This is a genomic window from Pseudoduganella albidiflava (assembly GCF_004322755.1).
In the GTDB taxonomy this organism is placed as follows: domain Bacteria; phylum Pseudomonadota; class Gammaproteobacteria; order Burkholderiales; family Burkholderiaceae_D; genus Rugamonas; species Rugamonas albidiflava.
In genome coordinates, this window is record NZ_CP036401.1 from 398,570 (window position 1) to 416,403 (window position 17,834).

Sequence of the window (17,834 nt, forward strand, 5' to 3'; positions counted from 1 at the left end):
TTGCAGTAGAAACGGTGGCTTGGCCGGGGTTTCGCGGAGCGCTCCCCGCCGGCCAAGCGGTGATGGCATGCATGCCATCGCTCCTTCCAGGCACCATTTTTCCGGAAATATTTCCAGGAAATTGGTGACTGTCACCGTTTTTCGTGTCGCTCCAAGGCAATGGCTTCCGCTGACTGAACGACGAACACTTTCGATCACACCCGGCGCCGTCAATCGACGACGAACACCCTCGCGGCGCTATCCGATGCACGCACGAAGCGCACGATTGCATCGGTGGTGATGGTGTCGATCTGCCCCGCCATGCGGCGGTCGAACGGGTGGTCGTCGAACATCACGTTGGCGCGGAACATCCGGCCGCCCAGCCGCGTGAACATCGGCACCTCGATCGTCAGCGGCGCAAAACCGGCGCCTTTCAGCCATTGCTGCGCCTCCGCCCGCGTTTCCACCTTGCCCGGCGGGGCGGTGGCCGCCGCGAGCGTCTCCAGTACCCACTGGTTGGAGTTCTGGTAGCGGGTCGAGAACGCATAGGCCAGCATGCTGTAGCGGGGCTCGTGCAGGCGGCGCGGCGTGCGCGTGCCGAGCAGTGCTACCAGCCGGGCCTGCACATCCGGCCCGGGGACCAGCACGTGCGTCGCGTGGCGGTGCAGGCCGATCAGCAGGAAATTGCCGATGCCTTCATGCCACAGGTCCGAGCCGGCCGTGCCGCAGTCGTTCAGCTCGTGCACGACGGTCCAGCGGCCTTCCGCATGATCGCGCACCGCGAAAGCCATGTGCGAGTACACCAGGCCATACTTGCTCAAGTCTTGCCCGGCGCGGGAAATCATGGCCACGGCCGCGCCGCTGTCGTCGAGCGCCTTCAGCGTGCGCTGTGCCAGCTTCATCGTCGTCGTCACTTCTTCCAGCGGCAGCGGGGCTTCCTCGCAACTGCGGCCCGCCAGCGCGAACGGTGCGGCCAGCAGCAGCGCGGCCGCCACCATCGGCACCAGCGCCTTCATTGCGGCACCCTGGAGCGATGCAGCAGGACTTCGCCCAGCTCATTGGGAATGAAGGCGAGGACCTTGCCCGACAGGACCAGCGCATGCCCGGTGGAGGTGGCGACGACGTCGACCACCGTGCCGGCTGCGACGGAAAGGCCGGTGGCGGCCGCGCCGGACAGGCGCACCGTCGAGCGGCTGGCATTGCCCACGCTTTCCACCACCAGTTCGACGCCATCGCCAACCTTCTGCGATCCGGCCACGACGACGCTGCCGGCGATCAGCGAACCGAGAACGACGACGCCGGAAATTTCCCCGACACTGTGCGACAGGCCGGACTGGGCAAGGGCGGGGGCGTGAGTGAGGGCGGTGGAGCAGGACAGGGCAATGGACAGGGCAACGGAAAGAACACGGGACCGGGCAGGCAGGCGAGTCATGGCGATACTCCAGCGGTTGGGGAGCCGCCATGATCCTGCCCGCCGTGGCCTTCGGTGCTGATCTAAGGCAACGCGAGGCTGCCTGTCATTCGACCGTGATCACCTTCGCCGCCGGATCGACCGCCTGCACGTAGCGCACGATCGCATCGGTGGTGATGGTGTCGATCTGGCCCGCCATGCGGCGGCCGAACGGATGGTCGTCGAACGCCACGTTGGCGCGGAACATGCGCCCGCCCAGCCGCTTGACGCTGGGTACGTAGACGGTAATCGGCGCGAAGCCCGTCTGCTTCAGCCAGGCCTGCGCCTCCTCGCGCGTTTCCACCTGGCCGGCCGGCGCGCTGGCGGCGGCATACGTTTCAAGCACCCACTGGTTCGAGTTCTGGTAGCGCGTCGACCAGGCGTACGACAGCATGTTGTAGTCGGCATCGTGCAGGCGGCGCGCGGTGCGGGTGGTGACCAGCTGGGCCAGCCGCGCCTGCGCTTCGGGGCCGGGAATGACTACCTGGGCATCATGGCGGAACAGGCCGGACAGGAAGAAGTTGCCCAGGCCTTCGTTGTACAGCGCCGAGGCGGCCGTGCCGCACTCGTTCAGTTCATGCACGACGGTCCAGCGCCCGGCCGGGTGGTCGCGCACCACGATGCCCATGTGCGAATAGTGCAGCCCGTACTTGCTCAGGTCCTGGCCGGCCCGCGACACGAGCGCCACCTGGCTGCCGCTGGCATCGAGCGCCTCGAAGGTGCGCTGCGCGAGGTCCATGGACTTCACGGTCTCGGCCACCGACATCGGCGTTTCCTCGCACGAGCGGCCGGCCCACGCGGGCGCCGCCACGACCAGGCAGGCGGCAACCAGCAGCCGCCGCATCGCTTTGCCCGCCATCATTTCACCTCCGAGTGATGCAGCAGCGCCTTGCCCAGCTCGTTCGGGATGAAGGCCAGCACCTTGCCGGAGAAGACCAGCATGTGGCCCGATGCCGTGGCCACCACGTCGAGCGTCGTGCCGGCCGCCACGGACAACTGCCGCGCGGCGTTGCCGGACAGGCGCACCGTGGCCTTGCTGGCGTTGGACGTGTTGGTCAGAACGAGTTCCACGCCATCACCGATGTCCTTGACACTCTCGACGATGGTGGCGCCGGAAGCTCCTGCCACGAAGACGGATCCGAGCACGACATAGCCGGAGGCCAGCCCGCTGACCATCGAGGCTTCGGAAGGGGCGGCTTGCGCGGTGGGCAGCGTGCCCAGCAGCGACGCGGCCAGTGCAAGGGGGAGCAGGATTTTCTTCATCAATATTCCTTGGCGATGATCGGCTCGCCATGATGGCGCGCCTGGGTCGGTTGGGCAATGGCTCTGGCAAACCGCAGCCAGCGGATCAGGAAGCGCGTTCGGTGCGCAGCAGCGCCTTGCCGGCTTCATTGGGGATGAAGGCGATCACCTTGCCCGATGCGACCAGCAGGTGGCCGGTGGCCGTGGCCGACACGTTCACCACGGTGCCGGCAGCCACCGACAAGCCCTCGGCCGCCTTGCCGGACAGGCGCACGGTGGCGCGGCTGCCATCCTTCACGCTTTCCAGCACGAGGTCGATGCCGTCGGCGGCCTTGTCCACCGCCACCACGACGACGCTGCCGGCGATGACGACCGATACCAGCGAACCGGCCACCACGAAGCCCGAAGCATCGCCGATGGCCCCGGATGGGCTGGATGCGTCCGCGGCCTGGCCGGTGGCGCAGGCAAACGAGAGCAGGGTGGCGAGCAGCAGGCTTTTCATGATGCGTTCCGTATAAGTGAAGGTGCACGCATCATCGGCCGTGGCGCACGGCGCGGCAAGTGCCACGTCCACAGTGGCGGGCCGTTGCTGTTAAAGTATCGTAAAGCGATACTATCAAGGGGGAGAGTATGTCGAGCAGCATGATGCTGGTGGATGGATTGAAGCGCGAGCTGAAGGCGCGCGGCATCACGTATGCGGAACTGGCGCGGCGTATCGGCATGTCCGAAGCCAGCGTGAAGCGCATGTTCGCACAGCGCAGTTTTACCCTGCAGCGCCTCGACGAAGTGCTGGCCGCGGCGGGCCTCGAACTGCTCGACCTGACCCGCTCCGCGCTGGAAGCGCCACGGCTGATCGCGCAACTGAGCTACGCGCAGGAAGAGGAATTGATCGGCGACCCGAAGCTGCTGCTGGTGGCGGTGGCGGCGCTCAATGGCGTGCCGGTCGATGAACTGGTGGCCATGTTCGCGCTGACCGAGGCCGAAACCGTGAAGTACCTGCTGCGGCTCGACAAGATCGGCTTCCTCGTGCTGAAGCCGAACAACCGGGTGAAACTGCTGGTGGCGCGCACTTTCGACTGGATTCCGGACGGCCCGATCCAGACCTGGTTCCGGCGCGAAGCGGCCGCCGACTACCTCGATGCGCACTTCGACGGCGAAGGCGAGATGCTGCGGCTGGTGAGCGTGATGCTGTCGCCGGCGTCCACCGCGGCGCTGCTGGAACGGCTGCGCCAGGTGGCGGACGACTTTTCGCAGCAGCACCAGGCCGATGCGCGGCTGCCGTACGAGGCGCGGCAGTCGATGACGTTCCTGCTGGCCGCGCGCCCGTGGATGCCGGAAGCCTTCGCGGCGCTCCGCCGGGAACTGAATGCTCCCGGCCAGGCCGCTCGCGACCTTACCGGCGCAGTGCGGCCAGCACCGGCTGCAGCACCGCGGCACCCAGCTTCATCGAGCGCGCGCCGTTCCAGCCGTTGACCGGATCCGGGTCGTTGGCGTTGTCCTTGAACGGCAGTTCCAGGGTCAGCGACAGGCAGCCGAACAGGTGGGTGATGTGCGGCGAACCCATGGTCAGCACTTCCGGCGTGAACGGCGCGTCCGGGTAGCCGAATTCGCTCTGGAAGTCCGGGCTGGCGACCTTGAAGTCGGCGATGAAGGCATCCTGCTCGGCCTTCTGTTCCGGCGTGAAGTTTTCCAGCGAATCGCTGCCGGCCACGAACACGTAAGGCAGGCCTTCGTCGCCGTGCACGTCCAGGAACAGGTCGCAACCGGTTTCCTGCATCGCCTGCTTGACCAGGAACACTTCCGGGCTGCGCTCCATCGTCGGCGTGTTCCACTCGCGGTTCAGGTTCGCGCCGGCCGCGTTGGTGCGCAGGTTGCCGCGCACCGAGCCGTCCGGGTTCATGTTCGGCACCACGTAGAACACGGCCTCTTTCAGGCACTGGCTGGCGAACGGGTCGGACGGATCGAGCAGCGCTTCGACCATGCCTTCCACGAACCACTCGGCCATCGTTTCGCCCGGGTGCTGGCGCGCGATGACCCACACCTTCTTCGGCGCGTCCGGGTCGCCGATGACCAGCATGTTCAGGTCGCGGCCATCCACGGTGGAGCCCAGGTCGACCAGTTCGGCCAGCGGCGACAGCTGGGCATTGTCCAGCAGCGACAGGTGGCGTTCCCACGAATACGGCTCGAAGTAGGCGTAGTACACGCTGTCGTATTCGGGCGCGTGCTCGATGGTCATGACTTCGCCGTCGTAGCTGGTGGGCACGCGGAACCACGTGTCGCGGTCATAGCTGGCAACGGCCTGGTAGTCCTTCCACCCATCCGGGTAGGCGGCCTTGCCGGCGTTCAGGAAGCGCACCGTCAGCGGCACGCCCGCCGCGCCCTGCACGCGGAAGTAGAACCACTGGGTGATGTCGGCATGGGAATCCTTGCGGATATTGAGGTCGATGTCGCCGGCGCTGGTAACGCTGACGACATCGATGGCGCCAGCGTCGAACTGGCTGCTGATCTTGATAGACATTGTGTGTCCCTGTTATGGATTGGGGCGCCTTGTGGCGCGAGCCCGCCATGATACGGCTTTTGTGTGGCCAACGCAGCCCCGGGCGAGCCGCGCACCGGCTGGCGGGGCTACAATGGCTCGTCCATTCACAAGGAGTCCGACGATGCAGCGCCGTTCCTTCCTGACCAGTTCCGCCGCCGTGGCGGGTACCGCCTCGCTTGCCGCGCCGGCCCTTGCCCAGGCCCAGCCCACCGTCAGCTGGCGGCTGGCGTCGAGCTTCCCGAAAACGCTGGACACCATCTACGGCTCGGCCGAAAACTTCGTGAAACGGGTGGCCCAGCTCACCGGCGGCAAGCTGCAGATCCGCCAGTTCGCCGCCGGCGAAATCGTGCCCGGCCTGCAGGTGATGGACGCGGTGCAGGCCGGCACCGTTGAAATGGGCCACACGCCGGCCTACTACTACTTCGGCAAGGACCCCACTTTCGCGTTCGATTGCGCCGTGCCGTTCGGGCTCACGTCCCGCCAGCAGACGGCGTGGTTCGACCAGGGCGGCGGGCGCGAACTGCTGCGCGAGTTCTACCGCGGCTATGGCATCGTCAACTTCATGGGCGGGAACACCGGCGTGCAGATGGGCGGCTGGTACCGCAAGGAAATCCGCTCGGTGGCGGACATGCGGGGCCTGAAGATGCGCGTGGCCGGTTTCGCCGGCCGCGTGATGGAGCGGATGGGCGTGGTGCCCCAGCAGATCGCCGCCGGCGACGTGTATGCCGCGCTGGAAAAAGGCACGATCGATGCCGCCGAATGGGTCGGCCCCTACGACGACGAAAAGCTCGGCCTGGTGCGCGTGGCGCCGCACTACTACACGCCGGGCTGGTGGGAAACCGGACCGCAGCTGTCGCTCTACGTGAACAGCGGGCAGTGGGACAAGCTGCCGAAGCAATTCCAGGCCGCGCTGGAGGCGGCCGCCTATGAATGCCACGTGCGCATGCAGGCCGACTACGACGCCCGCAACCCCGCCGCGCTGGCCCGGCTGCTGAAGAACGGCGCGAAACTGCACCATTTCAGCAAGGATGTGATGGATGCGGCGTTCAAGCAATCCACCGCCGTGATGGAAGAGGAAGCGGCGAAGAACGCGAAATTCCGCAAGATCTACGAGCCGTGGAAGAAGTTCCGGCACGACCAGAACCAGTGGGCTTCGGTGGCCGAGGCGGCCATGCAGAATTACCTGATCGCCGCGGCGCGCAAGTGATCCGCAAGTCATCCGCAAGAGAGCGCCAAGTGAGCACGGTTCGGGCGGACAGACCGTGGAGCAGCGAACCGTGGCCTTGCATCTTCGCCGAGCCTGGCGATGCATGCACACCGGGGTCAGACCCCGATTATGGGAAATATTTCCCAAAATCGGGGTCTGAGGTGTACCGGGTTTCGTGGACATCCTAAACAAGAGACAATACGTCTCAGAGGAATCCATGACAACCAAGCCAGAAAAATCCCCATCTGAAGATGCTGCCGCCGAACGGCAGCATCGTTCTGTTTACACCAAACAATTCAAGCTTGCCGCTGTTGCTCGTCTTAACGATGGCAAACAGACGGCGGAAGCGCTGGCACTGGAGCTGGGCGTCAGGCGCAATCAGCTCTATAAATGGGCCAAGGCCCTAGAGCAAAAGGGGCCGGAGGCCAGCTTCAGTTCGCGAGGGCGTAAGCCGGCGAGCGAAGAAAGTGAGATCGTGCAATTAAAGCGTCAGTTGGCTCGCGCCCAGGAGGAGCTGGCCATCCTAAAAAAGTTCGACGCGTACTTGAAGCGACAGAAGCAGTGAAGTACGCCGCCATTGAAGAACTCCGCAATCACTTCCCTGTGAAAGCGCTGTGCCGCGTGCTGGAGATTAGTCGCAGCGGCTTTTATGCCTGGCGCTGCCGGCCACCTAGCCGACGTAGCCAGGAGGATCTCTCACTACGTGAGAAAATTCGGTGCCTGCACGAATCGAGTCACCAGGCTTTGGGAGCGGTGAAGACGTGGCACCAACTGAACAGCGATGGCGTAGAGTGTGGCAAGCATCGCGTTGCGCGATTACGCAAACTTGAGGGCATTGAGGCACTGCGCAAGGCAAAGTTTCGCGTCATGCGTGCCCATCAGCACACAGAGCCACCGGCACCGAACTTGCTCGACCGAGTTTTCACCGTGCCCTTACCGAACAAGGCATGGGTCAGTGACATCACTACCATCCACACCCGCGAAGGCTGGCTACATTTGGCCATTGTTCTTGACCTGTTTGCTCGCCGGATCGTTGGCTGGGCCATGAGCCCTCGTCAAGATGCAACGCTGCCGATTGCCGCGCTCCAGATGGCGATCGTGCAGCGCCGGCCGGCACCAGGACTAATATGCCATACCGATCAAGGCTCAGTTTATGGCTCAAAGGAGTATCGGAACGTGCTCGAGACGAACGACTTAATCCCAAGTATGAGCCGACGTGGAAACTGTCATGACAACGCTGTGGCGGAGAGCTTTTTCTCCACAGTGAAGAACGAAAAAACCCGCCACATCATCTTTACGACACGGGCCGAAGCGATCACTCAAATATCCGACTACATCGAGCTGTACTACAATCTGCGGCGGCCCCATCAAACGCTGGGGTACCGCAGCCCGATCGAAATCGAAAAACAGCATCAGATGCTTAATTGAAGCGTCTACGTAACCCGGGACATCTCAGTCTGACCCCGGTTTTTGGCAACTTCCGTCGCTGCCGCATCCGGGCTTCGGCCACGCCGTTCACAATGCTTGCCGAGGCCCAGCCACCGCCATGCCCAGCCAGGCCGCACGAACCGGCTGGCAGCGTGTCAGCCGGCCAGGTACTCGTCGGTGCTGATTACCGACGCATAGCCGAACGCGAGTGCCGACATGAGTGCGGTGTGCACCTGCGCCGCCGGTACGGTCGAGCCGTTGAACTCGAGCTCGCGCGTGGCGCAGGCATCGTGCACGACCTTCGTCTTGTAGCCGAAGTCCGAAGCGGCGCGTGCCGTGGCGTCGATGCACATGTGGCTCATGGCACCGATGACGGTGACTTCCTCGATCCCGTTTTCGTCGAGCATTTCCTTCAGCGGGGTCTTCAGGAAGGAATTCGGGAAGTTCTTGACGATGACGGGTTCGCCTTCCAGCGGTGCCACGGCGTCGTGGATCTGGACACCATCCGTACCGCGCTGGAAGAACGGCGCTTGCGCATCGGCGGATTCATGGCGGACGTTGACCACCAGCTCGCCCCTGGTCCTGGCATCGGCGATCACGCGTGCGGCATTGTTCAGCGCATCGTGGATGCCGTCCAGCGGCAGTTTGCCGGCGGGGAGATATTCGTTCTGGAGGTCGACGACGACAACGGCTCTTTTGCTCATGGGAGTTTCCTTCCTTGGGTTTGGACATCGGCATGCGCTGCCAGGCGTGCAGCACATTGTCCTGCCCATTGTGACGGCACGGCGTTGAAACCGACATTGGCCCCCGCGCCAATTACCGATGGTTTCGGGCCGTGGCCTGGACTGCCCCATCCGCCGCGCGCGCCGCGTTTTCATCGTCATGTCATATCGGCAACCTACACTTGCCCGCTCACAGATTACCGGAGCAAGCATGACTTCATCCATTTCGCGTCGCCGTTTCCTGTCTCACAGTGGCCTCCTCGCGGGCAGTTCGGCGTTAGGGAGTTCCCTGCTGCTGCAAGGCTGCGGGGGCAGCAGCGTGGCCATCGGCGCCAGCGAAAAAGAGCGGCCGAAGATGCCGTCGGGGATACAGTTCGGCGACATCACGGATAACCGGGCCATCATCTGGAGCCGCAGCGACCGCAAGGCGCAGATGATCGTCGAATACGATACCAGCGACCGTTTCGCCAACGCCAGCCGCATCGCCGGCCCGTACGCCAGCGAAGCCACCGATTTCACCACCCGTGTCGACCTGGGCGGCTTGCCCCAGGGGCAGACCATCTTCGTGCGCGTGCGCTATGTGGATCCCGACAATTCGAAGATCGAAAGCGAAACCCTGTCGGGGCAGTTCAGGACCACGCCCGCCGATGGCACGAAGGCCGTGCGGTTCCACTGGAGCGGCGACCAGTGCGGCCAGGGCTGGGGCATCAACACCAGCTTCGGTGGCATGAAGATCTACGAGGCGATGCGCGTGCGCGATCCGGACTTCTTCATCCACAACGGCGACACGGTGTATGCCGACGGCCCGATCCAGGCCGAGGTCAAGGCGGAAAACGGCCAGGTCTGGCGCAACGTGGTCACGGAAGAAGTCAGCAAGGTGGCGGAAACGCTGAAGGAATTCCGCGGCCGCCATGCGTACAACCTGATGGACGAGAACTTCCGCAAGTTCGCCGCCCAGGTGCCGCAGGTGTGGCAATGGGACGATCACGAAGTGACCAACAACTACAGCGCCGCCAAGAACCTGTCCGGCGACGCGCGCTACACCGAGAAAAGCATCGCCACGCTCACGGAGCGCGGCCGCCGCGCCTTCCTCGAATATGCGCCGATGCGCTATTACAAGCAGAGCGAGCCGCAGCGCATCTACCGCAGCATGTCGCATGGCCCGCTGCTGGACGTCTTCGTGGTGGACATGCGCAGCTACCGCGGCCCGAACAGCACCAACCTGCAAGCCCTGGAAGACGCCAGCTCGGCATTCCTGGGCACCGAACAGGTGGAATGGCTGATCGCCGGGCTGAAAGCGTCGACGGCGACGTGGAAGGTGATTTCCGCCGACATGCCCATCGGCCTGAATGTCGGCGACGGCAAGGATGGCCAGGGCAATGCCTTGTGGGAGGCGCTGGCCAACGGCAACGACGGCGTCCCGCTGGGCCGCGAACTGGAAATGGCCCGGCTGCTCAGCGCGATCAGGGATGTCCCCAACGTGGTCTGGATCACCACCGACGTCCACTACTGCGCGGCCCACTATTACGATCCGGCCAAGGCCCAGTTCACGAATTTTTCGCCCTTCTGGGAATTCGTCGCCGGCCCGATGAACGCCGGCAGCTTCGGCCCCGGCGTGCTCGACAGGACCTTCGGCCCGAGCGTGGTGTTCTCGAAGGCGCCGCCGATCCAGGCTTCGTCGCCGTTTGCCGGCTACCAGTTCTTCGGCGAGGTCAATATCGATCCGCGGACCAAGGCGATGACGGTCGAACTGTTCAACCTCGACGGGGTATCGCAGTTCGTCCAGACCATCGCGGCGGCGGGCGCCTAGCAGGCGGGGACGGGGCGGCAGGCAACCATTACCGCACTGCCGCTACATACTGAATATAGCCTTGCCCGGATAGCCGCGCCCGTCGCGTTGCCCTAGAGTACGCGTTTTCAATCCGTAATCCGGGAAGGTGTGCGATGGCTCTTGCAAAGCGTCTGGCGGCCGAGTTCATCGGTACAGCCCTGCTGCTGGCGATCGGCAGCGGTGCCGGCATTGCCGCGCAGCGTCTCGCCGGCGGCGACGCGGCGATGGCGCTGCTGGTCAGCGCGCTGGTCGGCGCCACCGGGCTGGCCGTGCTGATCCTCACCTTCGGCACCATCTCCGGCGGCCTGTTCAATCCGGTGCTGACGCTGTGCGAGGCATGGCGCGGCACGCTGCGAGCCGACCACGTGGCGCCCTATATCGCGGTCCAGGCGGCAGGGGCGCTGGCCGGCGTGGCGGCCGTGCACGGCATGTACGGGCTGGACCTGGCGATGGCCACGCAGCAGGCGCGCACCGGCGGCGGCCAGTGGCTGGGCGAATGCATCGCCACCTTCGGCCTGCTGTGCGTGTTCATCGGCTGCGGCCGGGCCCGCCCGGTGGTGGCACCTTTCGCCGTGTCGGCCTATGTGATGGCGGCCTGCTGGTTCAGTTCATCCTCGGCCTTCATGAACCCGGCGATGACGCTGGCCAGGGCCTTCGGCGAAGCGGGCGTGCTGCGCCTGGCCGACGCACCGGCCTTCGTGCTGGCGCAACTGGCCGGTGGCGGCGCCGCGACGGCCCTCTTCATCTGGCTGCACGGAACGGCGCGCGGCGCGGTACGCACCTGAGCAAACTGCGACACAGCTACCCCGTTTTCGCAACGCTCCCGCATCCCCTGGCACTTGCCCGGCGTGATAGATTCGCGTGAACGACCACGAGGAGGGTGCCAATGTCCGATGCGAACAAGCGTGTGCTGCAACAGGCGAATGCGGCGGTGACGGCCGGCGACAACGAAGGTTTCCTGTCCCACTGCGTGGACGATGTCGTCTGGTCCACGGTGGGCGGCGAAACGCTGCATGGCAAGCCGGCGGTGCGCGCCTGGATGGCGAAGGAATACGTGCAGCCGCCGGCGTTCACCGTGCGCGAACTGGTGGCCGATGGCGAGCTGGTGGTGGCGATCGGCGATATCGACAGCCGGGACGAGGCGGGCAATACGGTGCGGAACGCCTACTGCGATGTGTGGCGCCTGCGCGATGGCAAGCTGGCCGAGCTCCGGGCGTTCGTGATACCGGTGGGCTGAGTCCCTCTGCCGGCCGGCTACCGCCCGACCGGAAACAGCAGGATCTCGTAGAAGACGTCCTTCTTGCCTTCGCCGACATCCTTCACGTCGAGATAGAGGATGCCGTCGCCATGATCGGACCTCTTGCCAACCGCCAGTTTCACGGCGAGCGCATGACTGGCTGACAGGGCTTCATGCTTCCATTGCGTTCCGCTCCAGCGCCCGGTAGGGCCATTGGCATTGCGGTTATCGATCCGGCTCTGCTCGGCCAGCCGGGCATGGCGCGTCGTCACACCCATGCCGCCCTGCTCGATGACGATGCCATCGAGCCCCGGCATGGGCGGCACGGTCTGCAATCGAAGGCCGCCATCGGCTTGCCTGGTAGCAGACAGCTTCACCGTACCCACCTGCATCAGCGTCATCGCTGTCGAGGACTCGACCATTTTCCGGTATTCGTCCTCGCTCACGCCCATGTTCGCGTGGTAGGGCAATGTCCCCTTGGTACCTTCGTGTTCCTGGACATAGGCCATGAACCATTCCGGCTGCCTTGCCGCTGCTGCCGCGAGGCGCTCGGTGATCCGGACGATCTCCGATGGGGCGCCGAGCTGCATCACGCGGGCAGTGACCGGCTTGGCGATGGGAAGAATGTCCAGGTCCGTCGCTCCCGCGGAGGTGTAGTAAAGGCTTGCTGTCAGCAATGCAGTAAACAGATGGCGCATCGAATTCGTGTCGTGGAAGAGCAGGGGCGCCGGCAGGAGGCGGGGCAATGGATTCTTCATTGTACTTTTCGTTGCCGAATAAAAATACGACAACCTCATGGTTTGTTGTTAATTTGCCACCAGCAGCAATGCATCGGTTATTGCAGCTTGCTGGCCTGTGCCACTCTCCGCATGCGGGCCGTTACCATCGAGGGCATGCCTGCGCCACAACCTCCAACTGATGAACACCATGACACTTGAACTACTCGCTTCCGCACCGCCCGACTTCGATTTCGTCATCGGCGACTGGCATGTCAGGCATCGGCGCCTCAAGGAGCGCCTGGCCAGCTGCGAGGATTGGCTTGAGTTCGATGGGGCCATGTCCACCCGCAAGATCCTGGGCGGGTTCGGCAACGTCGAGGACAACATCCTGCGCTTCCCCGACCAGGAAGTGCGCGCCATCGCGCTGCGCTCCTACGACGCGGCCACGAAACAATGGTCGATCTGGTGGCTCGACGGGCGCTTCCCCGGCCGGCTCGACGTGCCTGTCGTCGGCGGGTTCAAGGATGGCGTCGGTACATTTCTCGCCAACGATTTCCACGGAAACATTCCGGTCACTGTCCGATTCATCTGGCGCCGGATCGGGCCGGACGAACTGCGCTGGGACCAGGCATTCTCCACGGATGATGGCAAGACCTGGGAGACCAACTGGATCATGACTTTCCACCGCCACGCCTGATTCCTCATCGCCGTCGGTCCGCCACCTCAATCTTGAAGGTTCCGTTGACTTGCCGATATGATATGCAATTCAAGACACGCGACCCATGGCCGATGGGAACAAGGAAATGCTCAGCAAAGACCTCCTGTATGCCCTGCAAACCCGCAGCAAGAGACTGATCCGCGAACTGGAGAAATTCACCGGCAGCATCGACAGCGTTTCCGCCAAGGATGGCTGGGCACTCGTCATCGAGACCATGCAACTGGTGCGGGAACTGCCGCCCACGCAAGACAAGTACGGCCACATCATCAAGGCGGTGAACAAAGCGTGGATGGTGTTCGCTGACCAGTCGGATGCCGCCGCGGACAAGCTTTATCGGTACGTGATTGAATGCCTGGAGCAAACCGACTGGCAGCATGCGGACGAGGCGCAGGCCGGCTACCAGCTGCTCTACGCCTTCCATGAAAACCACTTGCACTTTTTGGGCGCGAACGATCACGTGCGCCACGGCCTGCGGCTGCATTCGCCAAGGCTCCTTGCGCTGATCCGGCACCTGCTTCCCGACTCGAAGCGGGTGTTGTTCAAGGCGCCCGTCAAACCACAGAGAGGCGTGGGCGCGGATCCGATCGACATGCTGCTCGACGTCTACTTCCACCATACGGGCCCGGGCACGGACCATGACTTGCGGGCGGAGGCCGCCGACATGCTGCCCTTGCTGGTGCGAGCCGATCCGCATATTGGCGACGGCCTCGCGCTCGCTCTGCTTGATAGCCATCCCGGGCGTGCGGACATCGTTTGCCAACTTATCGAACTGTACCTCGGCGTCAGCGAACCCGAACTCGAGTTCGGCATGTTTTATCGCTTGATGCTCAAGCTCGTAGACAACGGTGGCAACAGTTTCGTCTACGAGGATCTCGGCAAGATCACGAAAAGGCTCGCCGTGTCGTCCTCGCAATGGACCAGCGAGCAGATGGACTTCTTTACCCGGTTTGCGTTTTTCTACCGCTTGAAAAGCGACGAGGACAGGCGCCTGCTGATGGCCAAATCCGCGAAAGTGCGGCAACTGGCAAGCATGATCGTCGACAGCAAGCATTCAGGCACCCATATCGATGCCCTCCGCTCGCTGTACAACGGCCTTGGCGCCGAAAAGCCGGCGGCGCGCAAGCCGCCGGCCAAACGGCAATTCAAGGACCTGAACCTGAAGCTGCTCGTGATCGACGACCTGATGTATCACCAGGGAATCCTGCTGCCCCGATTCGACCTCGAGGAGTTTGCCAGGCAATACACGGCGCGGGAAATCATGATCGAGCAGGAAGGCTACGGCGTGATTCCGGAGGCGCTGCATTATTTCGACACCCTCGTCATTCCGCCGGAGCTGCTGGCTCGGGTCGAGGAACTGAATTTCGACGGAGGCGCGGAGATTTATTCGCAGATCTTCCCGTACTGGGATGGCGAATGCGACACGTTCGACGTCCAGTCCATCAAGGATATCGGCTTGCTGCCGAACCTGAAGCGGATGTCCGACATGCCCGATCAATTTATCGAGCGGCATGCGACGGCCTTGCGCGAAAGCGGGATTGAAACGGACTGAGCGCCGTACATTTGGCGAGCGGCCGCTCTCCTGGCCGCGCGCCTAGTCCGGCCCGCGCAAGCCGCCGAACCGCTCGAAGAACACCGGCCCCGCGTCGGCCACATCCGGCTGCTCGCGCCGCAACGCCTCCAGCACATGTTCGCCGGCGGGAGCGTGGGTCAGTAGATACAGCTCGCGCGCCAGTTCGTAAGCGGCGGCACCCGGCCACGGCTCGGGCAGCAGCTCCACCGGCAGCTGCGGATCGTGCAGCTGCACGCGCCGGTACGCATGGATCAGCAGCGTGCGCACGACGAAGGCCCGCTCGGGTGTGACGTCGCCGGCCAGCAGCGTACGCAGCGGCGCGAAGCGGTCGATGAAGCGCTGGTAGCCCGCCGCCACCTGCCGCAGGTCCCAGCCCTCGGCCACCAGGTCCGCCAGCGACTTGCCCTGCACGCCGGGCAGCTGCGCGGCCTGCACCACATACACCTTGCCGCGCATGTCGAGCCGGCCCAGCAGGTCGTCCAGCGCTTCGGCGTCGCCAGCCGGGTGGCCCGCGATGCCCGGCGCCACCACGCTGTAGCCCTCCCACAGCAATTCCTTGCGCAGCGCCGCGCGCTCGGCCGTGTTGAGCCCATTAGTGCCCAGCACGAAGGTCCAGCTGCCATGCCAGTGCACGTGCGGCGCCGCGTACACGCGCCTGAAGGCGCGGGCGAAGCGCTGCGCCGCCGCCGGCGTGATCGTGTAGTGGCTGCGCCGCCCGTCGCGCTGCGAGACCAGCCAGCCTTCCTGCGCCAGCCGGAACACGGACGTGCGCAACAGCCGGTCGTTGACGCCGAACGGCGCCAGCAGGTCGATCAGGCTGCCCAGCCACGCCAGGCCGCCGTGCGGCACGATCGCGTCGCCGAACACCGTCATCACCAGCGATTTCGAGCGGGGCGGTTCCTCGGCCAGGAAGCGGTCGATCCAGTTGTTCAAATCATTGTTCATGCCGCCATTGTACTCAGCCGAAGAAGATACGGTTTTTGAAAGTGACTCAAAAAAACCGTTTGCAAATGAATTTGTGTATCGTATTATGAATCGAGCAGCAAAGAACGTCGACAAGACAGCGGAGGAGACAACGATGTACGCACAGATGGTGGAGACCGGGCTCAAGAACGTGCAGACGGCCGAGTCGATGAGCGAGCAGGAGCGTGCCTTCCAGGCGCGCATCGATGACGGCATCAAGATCGAGCCGAAGGACTGGATGCCGGAGGCCTACCGCAAGACGCTGATCCGGCAGATTTCCCAGCATGCCCACTCGGAAATCGTCGGCCAGCTGCCGGAAGGGAACTGGGTCACCCGCGCGCCCACGCTGAAGCGCAAGTCGATCCTGCTGGCCAAGATCCAGGATGAAGCGGGCCACGGGCTATACCTGTACAGCGCGGCTGAAACGCTGGGCGTCTCGCGCGACGAACTGCTGCAGGCGCTGCACTCGGGCAAGGCCAAGTATTCAAGCATCTTCAACTACCCCACGCTGTCGTGGGCCGACATGGGCGCCATCGGCTGGCTCGTCGACGGTTCCGCGATCATCAACCAGATCCCGCTGTGCCGCTGCTCGTACGGGCCGTATTCGCGGGCCATGATCCGCGTCTGCAAGGAAGAGTCGTTCCATGCCCGCCAGGGCTACGACATCATGCTGGCCCTGTGCCGCGGCACGCCCGAGCAGAAGGCGATGGCGCAGGATGCGCTGAACCGCTGGTGGTGGCCGTCGCTGATGATGTTCGGCCCGTCGGATGCGAACTCCGTCAACAGCGCGCAATCGTCGCAATGGCGCATCAAGCTGTTCTCCAACGACGAACTGCGCCAGCGCATGGTCGACCAGACCGTGCCGCAAGCCGAATTTCTCGGCCTGACGATTCCCGATCCCGACCTGAAATGGAACGAGGAGCGCGGCCACTACGATTTCGGCGAGATCGACTGGCAGGAATTCCACGACGTTTTGAAAGGCAATGGCCCGTGCAACCGCGAGCGCCTGCGCACCCGCGTGAAAGCGTGGGACGACGGCCAGTGGTTCCGCGACGCGCTGGTGGCGCATGCGGAAAAGCACGCTCAGGACAAGGCGGCAGCCTAGGGCAGCGGCCTGGGGAAGCTGCTCAGGCAGCGGCCTGGCAATCACACAACACGGAGACAAGCATGAGCAAGGAATGGCCCCTGTGGGAAGTATTCATCCGCAGCCAGCACGGCCTGGCCCACAAGCACGTGGGCAGCCTGCACGCACCGGATGCGGAAATGGCCGTCAACAACGCCCGCGACGTGTACACGCGGCGCAATGAAGGCGTGTCGATCTGGGTGGTGCGCGCGGCGGACATCGTCGCCAGCAGCCCGTTCGACAAGGGCGCGCTGTTCGAGCCCGCCAACAGCAAGGTATACCGCCACCCCACCTTCTTCCCGATGCCGGAAGAAGTGAAGAACCTGTAAGGCACGCCATGGACGCGAAAGTACCTCATCTGGTCCAATACCTCCTGCGCCTGGGCGACAACGCCCTGGTGCTGAGCCAGCGCCTGTCCGAACTGTGCGGCAAGGGCCCGGCACTGGAAGAAGACATGGCGCTCACCAACGTGGCGCTCGACCTGCTGGGCCAGGCCCGCCTGTGGTTCACCTATGCCGGCGAACTCGAAGGCCGCGGCCGCGACGAGGATGCGCTGGCCTACCTGCGCGATGCGCACGAGTTCCACAACGTGCTGCTGGTCGAACAGCCGAACGGCAATTACGCGCACACCCTGGTGCGCCAGTTCTATTTCGATACGTGGCACTACTTCCTGGTCGGCGCGCTGGTGCAGTCGTCGGACCCGCGCATCGCTGAAATCGCCGAGAAATCGCTGAAGGAAATCACCTACCACCTGCGGCGCAGCGGCGACCTGGTGGTGCGCCTCGGCGATGGCACGGCGCTCAGCCATGAATATACGCAGGCCGCCGCGGACGAGCTGTGGATGTACACCGGCGAGATGTTCAACTACGACGCCGTGGACGAACAGATGGTGGCCGCCGGCATCGCGCCGCCCGCCGCCGGGCTGCGCGAGCAATGGCTGGCCCACGTGGGCGCCATCTTCGCCGAGGCCACCCTGGCGATGCCGTCGCCGGATGCGTGGATGCAGAAGGGCGGCAAGACGGGGCGGCACAGCGAGCACCTGGGCTACCTGCTGGCCGAGATGCAGTTCCTGCAGCGCGCCTATCCCGGCGCAGCATGGTGACGCC

General features: G+C 64.3%; 21 protein-coding genes. 12 read left to right on the forward strand and 9 right to left on the reverse strand.

Annotated elements, in window-relative coordinates; genetic code table 11:
- Positions 1 to 209: 209 nt before the first annotated feature.
- From EYF70_RS01700 to EYF70_RS01720, 5 genes are all read right to left on the reverse strand, one after another.
- A complete protein-coding gene (locus EYF70_RS01700) occupies positions 210 to 995 on the reverse strand; it encodes a DUF2145 domain-containing protein (RefSeq protein ID WP_131143848.1) in 786 nt (261 codons plus the stop codon).
- A complete protein-coding gene (locus EYF70_RS01705; protein ID WP_229420662.1) occupies positions 992 to 1,411 on the reverse strand; it encodes a hypothetical protein in 420 nt (139 codons plus the stop codon). The genes EYF70_RS01700 and EYF70_RS01705 overlap by 4 nt, the downstream gene beginning before the upstream one ends.
- A gap of 85 nt (positions 1,412 to 1,496) precedes the next feature.
- Positions 1,497 to 2,291 carry a DUF2145 domain-containing protein gene (locus EYF70_RS01710; protein ID WP_229420663.1) on the reverse strand — a complete coding sequence of 265 codons (795 nt, stop codon included), beginning with the start codon at positions 2,289 to 2,291 and terminating at the stop codon, positions 1,497 to 1,499.
- Positions 2,288 to 2,692 (reverse strand): hypothetical protein, encoded by a 405-nt coding sequence (locus tag EYF70_RS01715; protein ID WP_131143849.1) that lies wholly within the window; start codon positions 2,690 to 2,692, stop codon positions 2,288 to 2,290. The genes EYF70_RS01710 and EYF70_RS01715 overlap by 4 nt, the downstream gene beginning before the upstream one ends.
- An 85-nt stretch (positions 2,693 to 2,777) precedes the next feature.
- Positions 2,778 to 3,173: a hypothetical protein gene (locus EYF70_RS01720; protein ID WP_131143850.1), complete on the reverse strand. Its 396-nt coding sequence runs from the start codon at positions 3,171 to 3,173 to the stop codon at positions 2,778 to 2,780.
- A 128-nt stretch (positions 3,174 to 3,301) separates the two neighbouring features.
- On the opposite strand from EYF70_RS01720, the gene EYF70_RS01725 reads away from it, so the two are divergent.
- Positions 3,302 to 4,144 carry a helix-turn-helix domain-containing protein gene (locus EYF70_RS01725; protein WP_131143851.1) on the forward strand — a complete coding sequence of 281 codons (843 nt, stop codon included), beginning with the start codon at positions 3,302 to 3,304 and terminating at the stop codon, positions 4,142 to 4,144.
- On the opposite strand, the gene EYF70_RS01730 is transcribed toward EYF70_RS01725, so the two are convergent.
- Complete coding sequence (locus tag EYF70_RS01730) at positions 4,065 to 5,189, reverse strand: M14 family metallopeptidase (protein ID WP_131143852.1); 1,125 nt, start codon at positions 5,187 to 5,189, stop codon at positions 4,065 to 4,067. The two genes, EYF70_RS01725 and EYF70_RS01730, sit on opposite strands and share 80 nt — an antisense overlap.
- Before the next feature lie 142 nt (positions 5,190 to 5,331).
- On the opposite strand from EYF70_RS01730, the gene EYF70_RS01735 reads away from it, so the two are divergent.
- The 3 genes from EYF70_RS01735 (at position 5,332) to EYF70_RS01745 (ending at position 7,845) form a co-directional block, all read left to right on the forward strand.
- The gene (locus EYF70_RS01735; protein ID WP_131143853.1) at positions 5,332 to 6,417 is read left to right on the forward strand and encodes a TRAP transporter substrate-binding protein; all 1,086 of its coding nucleotides are present in this window, start codon (positions 5,332 to 5,334) and stop codon (positions 6,415 to 6,417) included.
- A gap of 217 nt (positions 6,418 to 6,634) precedes the next feature.
- Positions 6,635 to 6,982 carry a transposase gene (locus EYF70_RS01740; protein WP_131143854.1) on the forward strand — a complete coding sequence of 116 codons (348 nt, stop codon included), beginning with the start codon at positions 6,635 to 6,637 and terminating at the stop codon, positions 6,980 to 6,982.
- Positions 6,979 to 7,845, forward strand: a complete 867-nt coding sequence (locus EYF70_RS01745) for an IS3 family transposase (RefSeq protein ID WP_165497552.1) — start codon at positions 6,979 to 6,981, stop codon at positions 7,843 to 7,845. The genes EYF70_RS01740 and EYF70_RS01745 overlap by 4 nt, the downstream gene beginning before the upstream one ends.
- Positions 7,846 to 8,000: 155 nt before the next feature.
- Here the strand turns inward: EYF70_RS01745 and EYF70_RS01750 are convergent, their stop codons facing one another.
- The gene (locus EYF70_RS01750) at positions 8,001 to 8,549 is read right to left on the reverse strand and encodes a cysteine hydrolase family protein (protein ID WP_131143856.1); all 549 of its coding nucleotides are present in this window, start codon (positions 8,547 to 8,549) and stop codon (positions 8,001 to 8,003) included.
- A gap of 229 nt (positions 8,550 to 8,778) precedes the next feature.
- On the opposite strand from EYF70_RS01750, the gene EYF70_RS01755 reads away from it, so the two are divergent.
- The 3 genes from EYF70_RS01755 to EYF70_RS01765 all read left to right on the forward strand — a co-directional run bounded on the left by EYF70_RS01755 (position 8,779) and on the right by EYF70_RS01765 (position 11,635).
- Entirely contained in the window at positions 8,779 to 10,377 is a 1,599-nt protein-coding gene (locus EYF70_RS01755) for an alkaline phosphatase D family protein (protein WP_131143857.1), read from the forward strand.
- Between the two features lie 134 nt (positions 10,378 to 10,511).
- Complete coding sequence (locus EYF70_RS01760; RefSeq protein WP_131143858.1) at positions 10,512 to 11,183, forward strand: aquaporin; 672 nt, start codon at positions 10,512 to 10,514, stop codon at positions 11,181 to 11,183.
- A 101-nt stretch (positions 11,184 to 11,284) separates the two neighbouring features.
- A complete protein-coding gene (locus EYF70_RS01765; protein ID WP_131143859.1) occupies positions 11,285 to 11,635 on the forward strand; it encodes a nuclear transport factor 2 family protein in 351 nt (116 codons plus the stop codon).
- A gap of 17 nt (positions 11,636 to 11,652) precedes the next feature.
- On the opposite strand, the gene EYF70_RS01770 is transcribed toward EYF70_RS01765, so the two are convergent.
- The gene (locus tag EYF70_RS01770) at positions 11,653 to 12,393 is read right to left on the reverse strand and encodes a hypothetical protein (RefSeq protein ID WP_131143860.1); all 741 of its coding nucleotides are present in this window, start codon (positions 12,391 to 12,393) and stop codon (positions 11,653 to 11,655) included.
- A 169-nt stretch (positions 12,394 to 12,562) separates the two neighbouring features.
- On the opposite strand from EYF70_RS01770, the gene EYF70_RS01775 reads away from it, so the two are divergent.
- Together EYF70_RS01775 and EYF70_RS01780 are read left to right on the forward strand one after the other, a co-directional pair.
- Complete coding sequence (locus EYF70_RS01775) at positions 12,563 to 13,051, forward strand: DUF1579 domain-containing protein (RefSeq protein WP_131143861.1); 489 nt, start codon at positions 12,563 to 12,565, stop codon at positions 13,049 to 13,051.
- Between the two features lie 85 nt (positions 13,052 to 13,136).
- Positions 13,137 to 14,621, forward strand: a complete 1,485-nt coding sequence (locus EYF70_RS01780; protein ID WP_131143862.1) for a DUF6892 domain-containing protein — start codon at positions 13,137 to 13,139, stop codon at positions 14,619 to 14,621.
- Positions 14,622 to 14,663: 42 nt separating this feature from the next.
- On the opposite strand, the gene paaX is transcribed toward EYF70_RS01780, so the two are convergent.
- On the reverse strand, positions 14,664 to 15,587 hold the full coding sequence (gene paaX, locus EYF70_RS01785) for a phenylacetic acid degradation operon negative regulatory protein PaaX (protein WP_131143863.1): 924 nt from the start codon (positions 15,585 to 15,587) through the stop codon (positions 14,664 to 14,666).
- Between the two features lie 133 nt (positions 15,588 to 15,720).
- Between paaX and paaA the strand changes: the two genes are divergently transcribed.
- The 3 genes from paaA to paaC all read left to right on the forward strand — a co-directional run bounded on the left by paaA (position 15,721) and on the right by paaC (position 17,830).
- Complete coding sequence (gene paaA / locus EYF70_RS01790) at positions 15,721 to 16,710, forward strand: 1,2-phenylacetyl-CoA epoxidase subunit PaaA (protein WP_131143864.1); 990 nt, start codon at positions 15,721 to 15,723, stop codon at positions 16,708 to 16,710.
- Between the two features lie 62 nt (positions 16,711 to 16,772).
- Positions 16,773 to 17,057 (forward strand): 1,2-phenylacetyl-CoA epoxidase subunit PaaB, encoded by a 285-nt coding sequence (paaB, locus tag EYF70_RS01795; protein WP_131143865.1) that lies wholly within the window; start codon positions 16,773 to 16,775, stop codon positions 17,055 to 17,057.
- Positions 17,058 to 17,065: 8 nt separating this feature from the next.
- The gene (gene paaC, locus EYF70_RS01800; protein ID WP_131143866.1) at positions 17,066 to 17,830 is read left to right on the forward strand and encodes a 1,2-phenylacetyl-CoA epoxidase subunit PaaC; all 765 of its coding nucleotides are present in this window, start codon (positions 17,066 to 17,068) and stop codon (positions 17,828 to 17,830) included.
- The last annotated feature ends 4 nt before the right edge of the window (positions 17,831 to 17,834 follow it).

What these genes read in the sequence shown, in the direction of transcription:
- EYF70_RS01700 (WP_131143848.1), bottom strand. Translation starts at nt 995, where the DNA reads ATGAAGGCGCTGGTGCCGATGGTGGCGGCCGCGCTGCTGCTGGCCGCA.
- EYF70_RS01735 (WP_131143853.1), top strand. Translation starts at nt 5,332, where the DNA reads ATGCAGCGCCGTTCCTTCCTGACCAGTTCCGCCGCCGTGGCGGGTACC.
- EYF70_RS01765 (WP_131143859.1), top strand. Translation starts at nt 11,285, where the DNA reads ATGTCCGATGCGAACAAGCGTGTGCTGCAACAGGCGAATGCGGCGGTG.
- EYF70_RS01760 (WP_131143858.1), top strand. Translation starts at nt 10,512, where the DNA reads ATGGCTCTTGCAAAGCGTCTGGCGGCCGAGTTCATCGGTACAGCCCTG.
- EYF70_RS01725 (WP_131143851.1), top strand. Translation starts at nt 3,302, where the DNA reads ATGTCGAGCAGCATGATGCTGGTGGATGGATTGAAGCGCGAGCTGAAG.
- paaC (WP_131143866.1), top strand. Translation starts at nt 17,066, where the DNA reads ATGGACGCGAAAGTACCTCATCTGGTCCAATACCTCCTGCGCCTGGGC.
- EYF70_RS01715 (WP_131143849.1), bottom strand. Translation starts at nt 2,692, where the DNA reads ATGAAGAAAATCCTGCTCCCCCTTGCACTGGCCGCGTCGCTGCTGGGC.
- EYF70_RS01770 (WP_131143860.1), bottom strand. Translation starts at nt 12,393, where the DNA reads ATGAAGAATCCATTGCCCCGCCTCCTGCCGGCGCCCCTGCTCTTCCAC.
- EYF70_RS01780 (WP_131143862.1), top strand. Translation starts at nt 13,137, where the DNA reads ATGGCCGATGGGAACAAGGAAATGCTCAGCAAAGACCTCCTGTATGCC.
- EYF70_RS01730 (WP_131143852.1), bottom strand. Translation starts at nt 5,189, where the DNA reads ATGTCTATCAAGATCAGCAGCCAGTTCGACGCTGGCGCCATCGATGTC.
- EYF70_RS01775 (WP_131143861.1), top strand. Translation starts at nt 12,563, where the DNA reads ATGACACTTGAACTACTCGCTTCCGCACCGCCCGACTTCGATTTCGTC.
- paaX (WP_131143863.1), bottom strand. Translation starts at nt 15,587, where the DNA reads ATGAACAATGATTTGAACAACTGGATCGACCGCTTCCTGGCCGAGGAA.
- paaB (WP_131143865.1), top strand. Translation starts at nt 16,773, where the DNA reads ATGAGCAAGGAATGGCCCCTGTGGGAAGTATTCATCCGCAGCCAGCAC.
- EYF70_RS01740 (WP_131143854.1), top strand. Translation starts at nt 6,635, where the DNA reads ATGACAACCAAGCCAGAAAAATCCCCATCTGAAGATGCTGCCGCCGAA.
- EYF70_RS01755 (WP_131143857.1), top strand. Translation starts at nt 8,779, where the DNA reads ATGACTTCATCCATTTCGCGTCGCCGTTTCCTGTCTCACAGTGGCCTC.
- EYF70_RS01710 (WP_229420663.1), bottom strand. Translation starts at nt 2,291, where the DNA reads ATGATGGCGGGCAAAGCGATGCGGCGGCTGCTGGTTGCCGCCTGCCTG.
- EYF70_RS01720 (WP_131143850.1), bottom strand. Translation starts at nt 3,173, where the DNA reads ATGAAAAGCCTGCTGCTCGCCACCCTGCTCTCGTTTGCCTGCGCCACC.
- paaA (WP_131143864.1), top strand. Translation starts at nt 15,721, where the DNA reads ATGTACGCACAGATGGTGGAGACCGGGCTCAAGAACGTGCAGACGGCC.
- EYF70_RS01705 (WP_229420662.1), bottom strand. Translation starts at nt 1,411, where the DNA reads ATGACTCGCCTGCCTGCCCGGTCCCGTGTTCTTTCCGTTGCCCTGTCC.
- EYF70_RS01750 (WP_131143856.1), bottom strand. Translation starts at nt 8,549, where the DNA reads ATGAGCAAAAGAGCCGTTGTCGTCGTCGACCTCCAGAACGAATATCTC.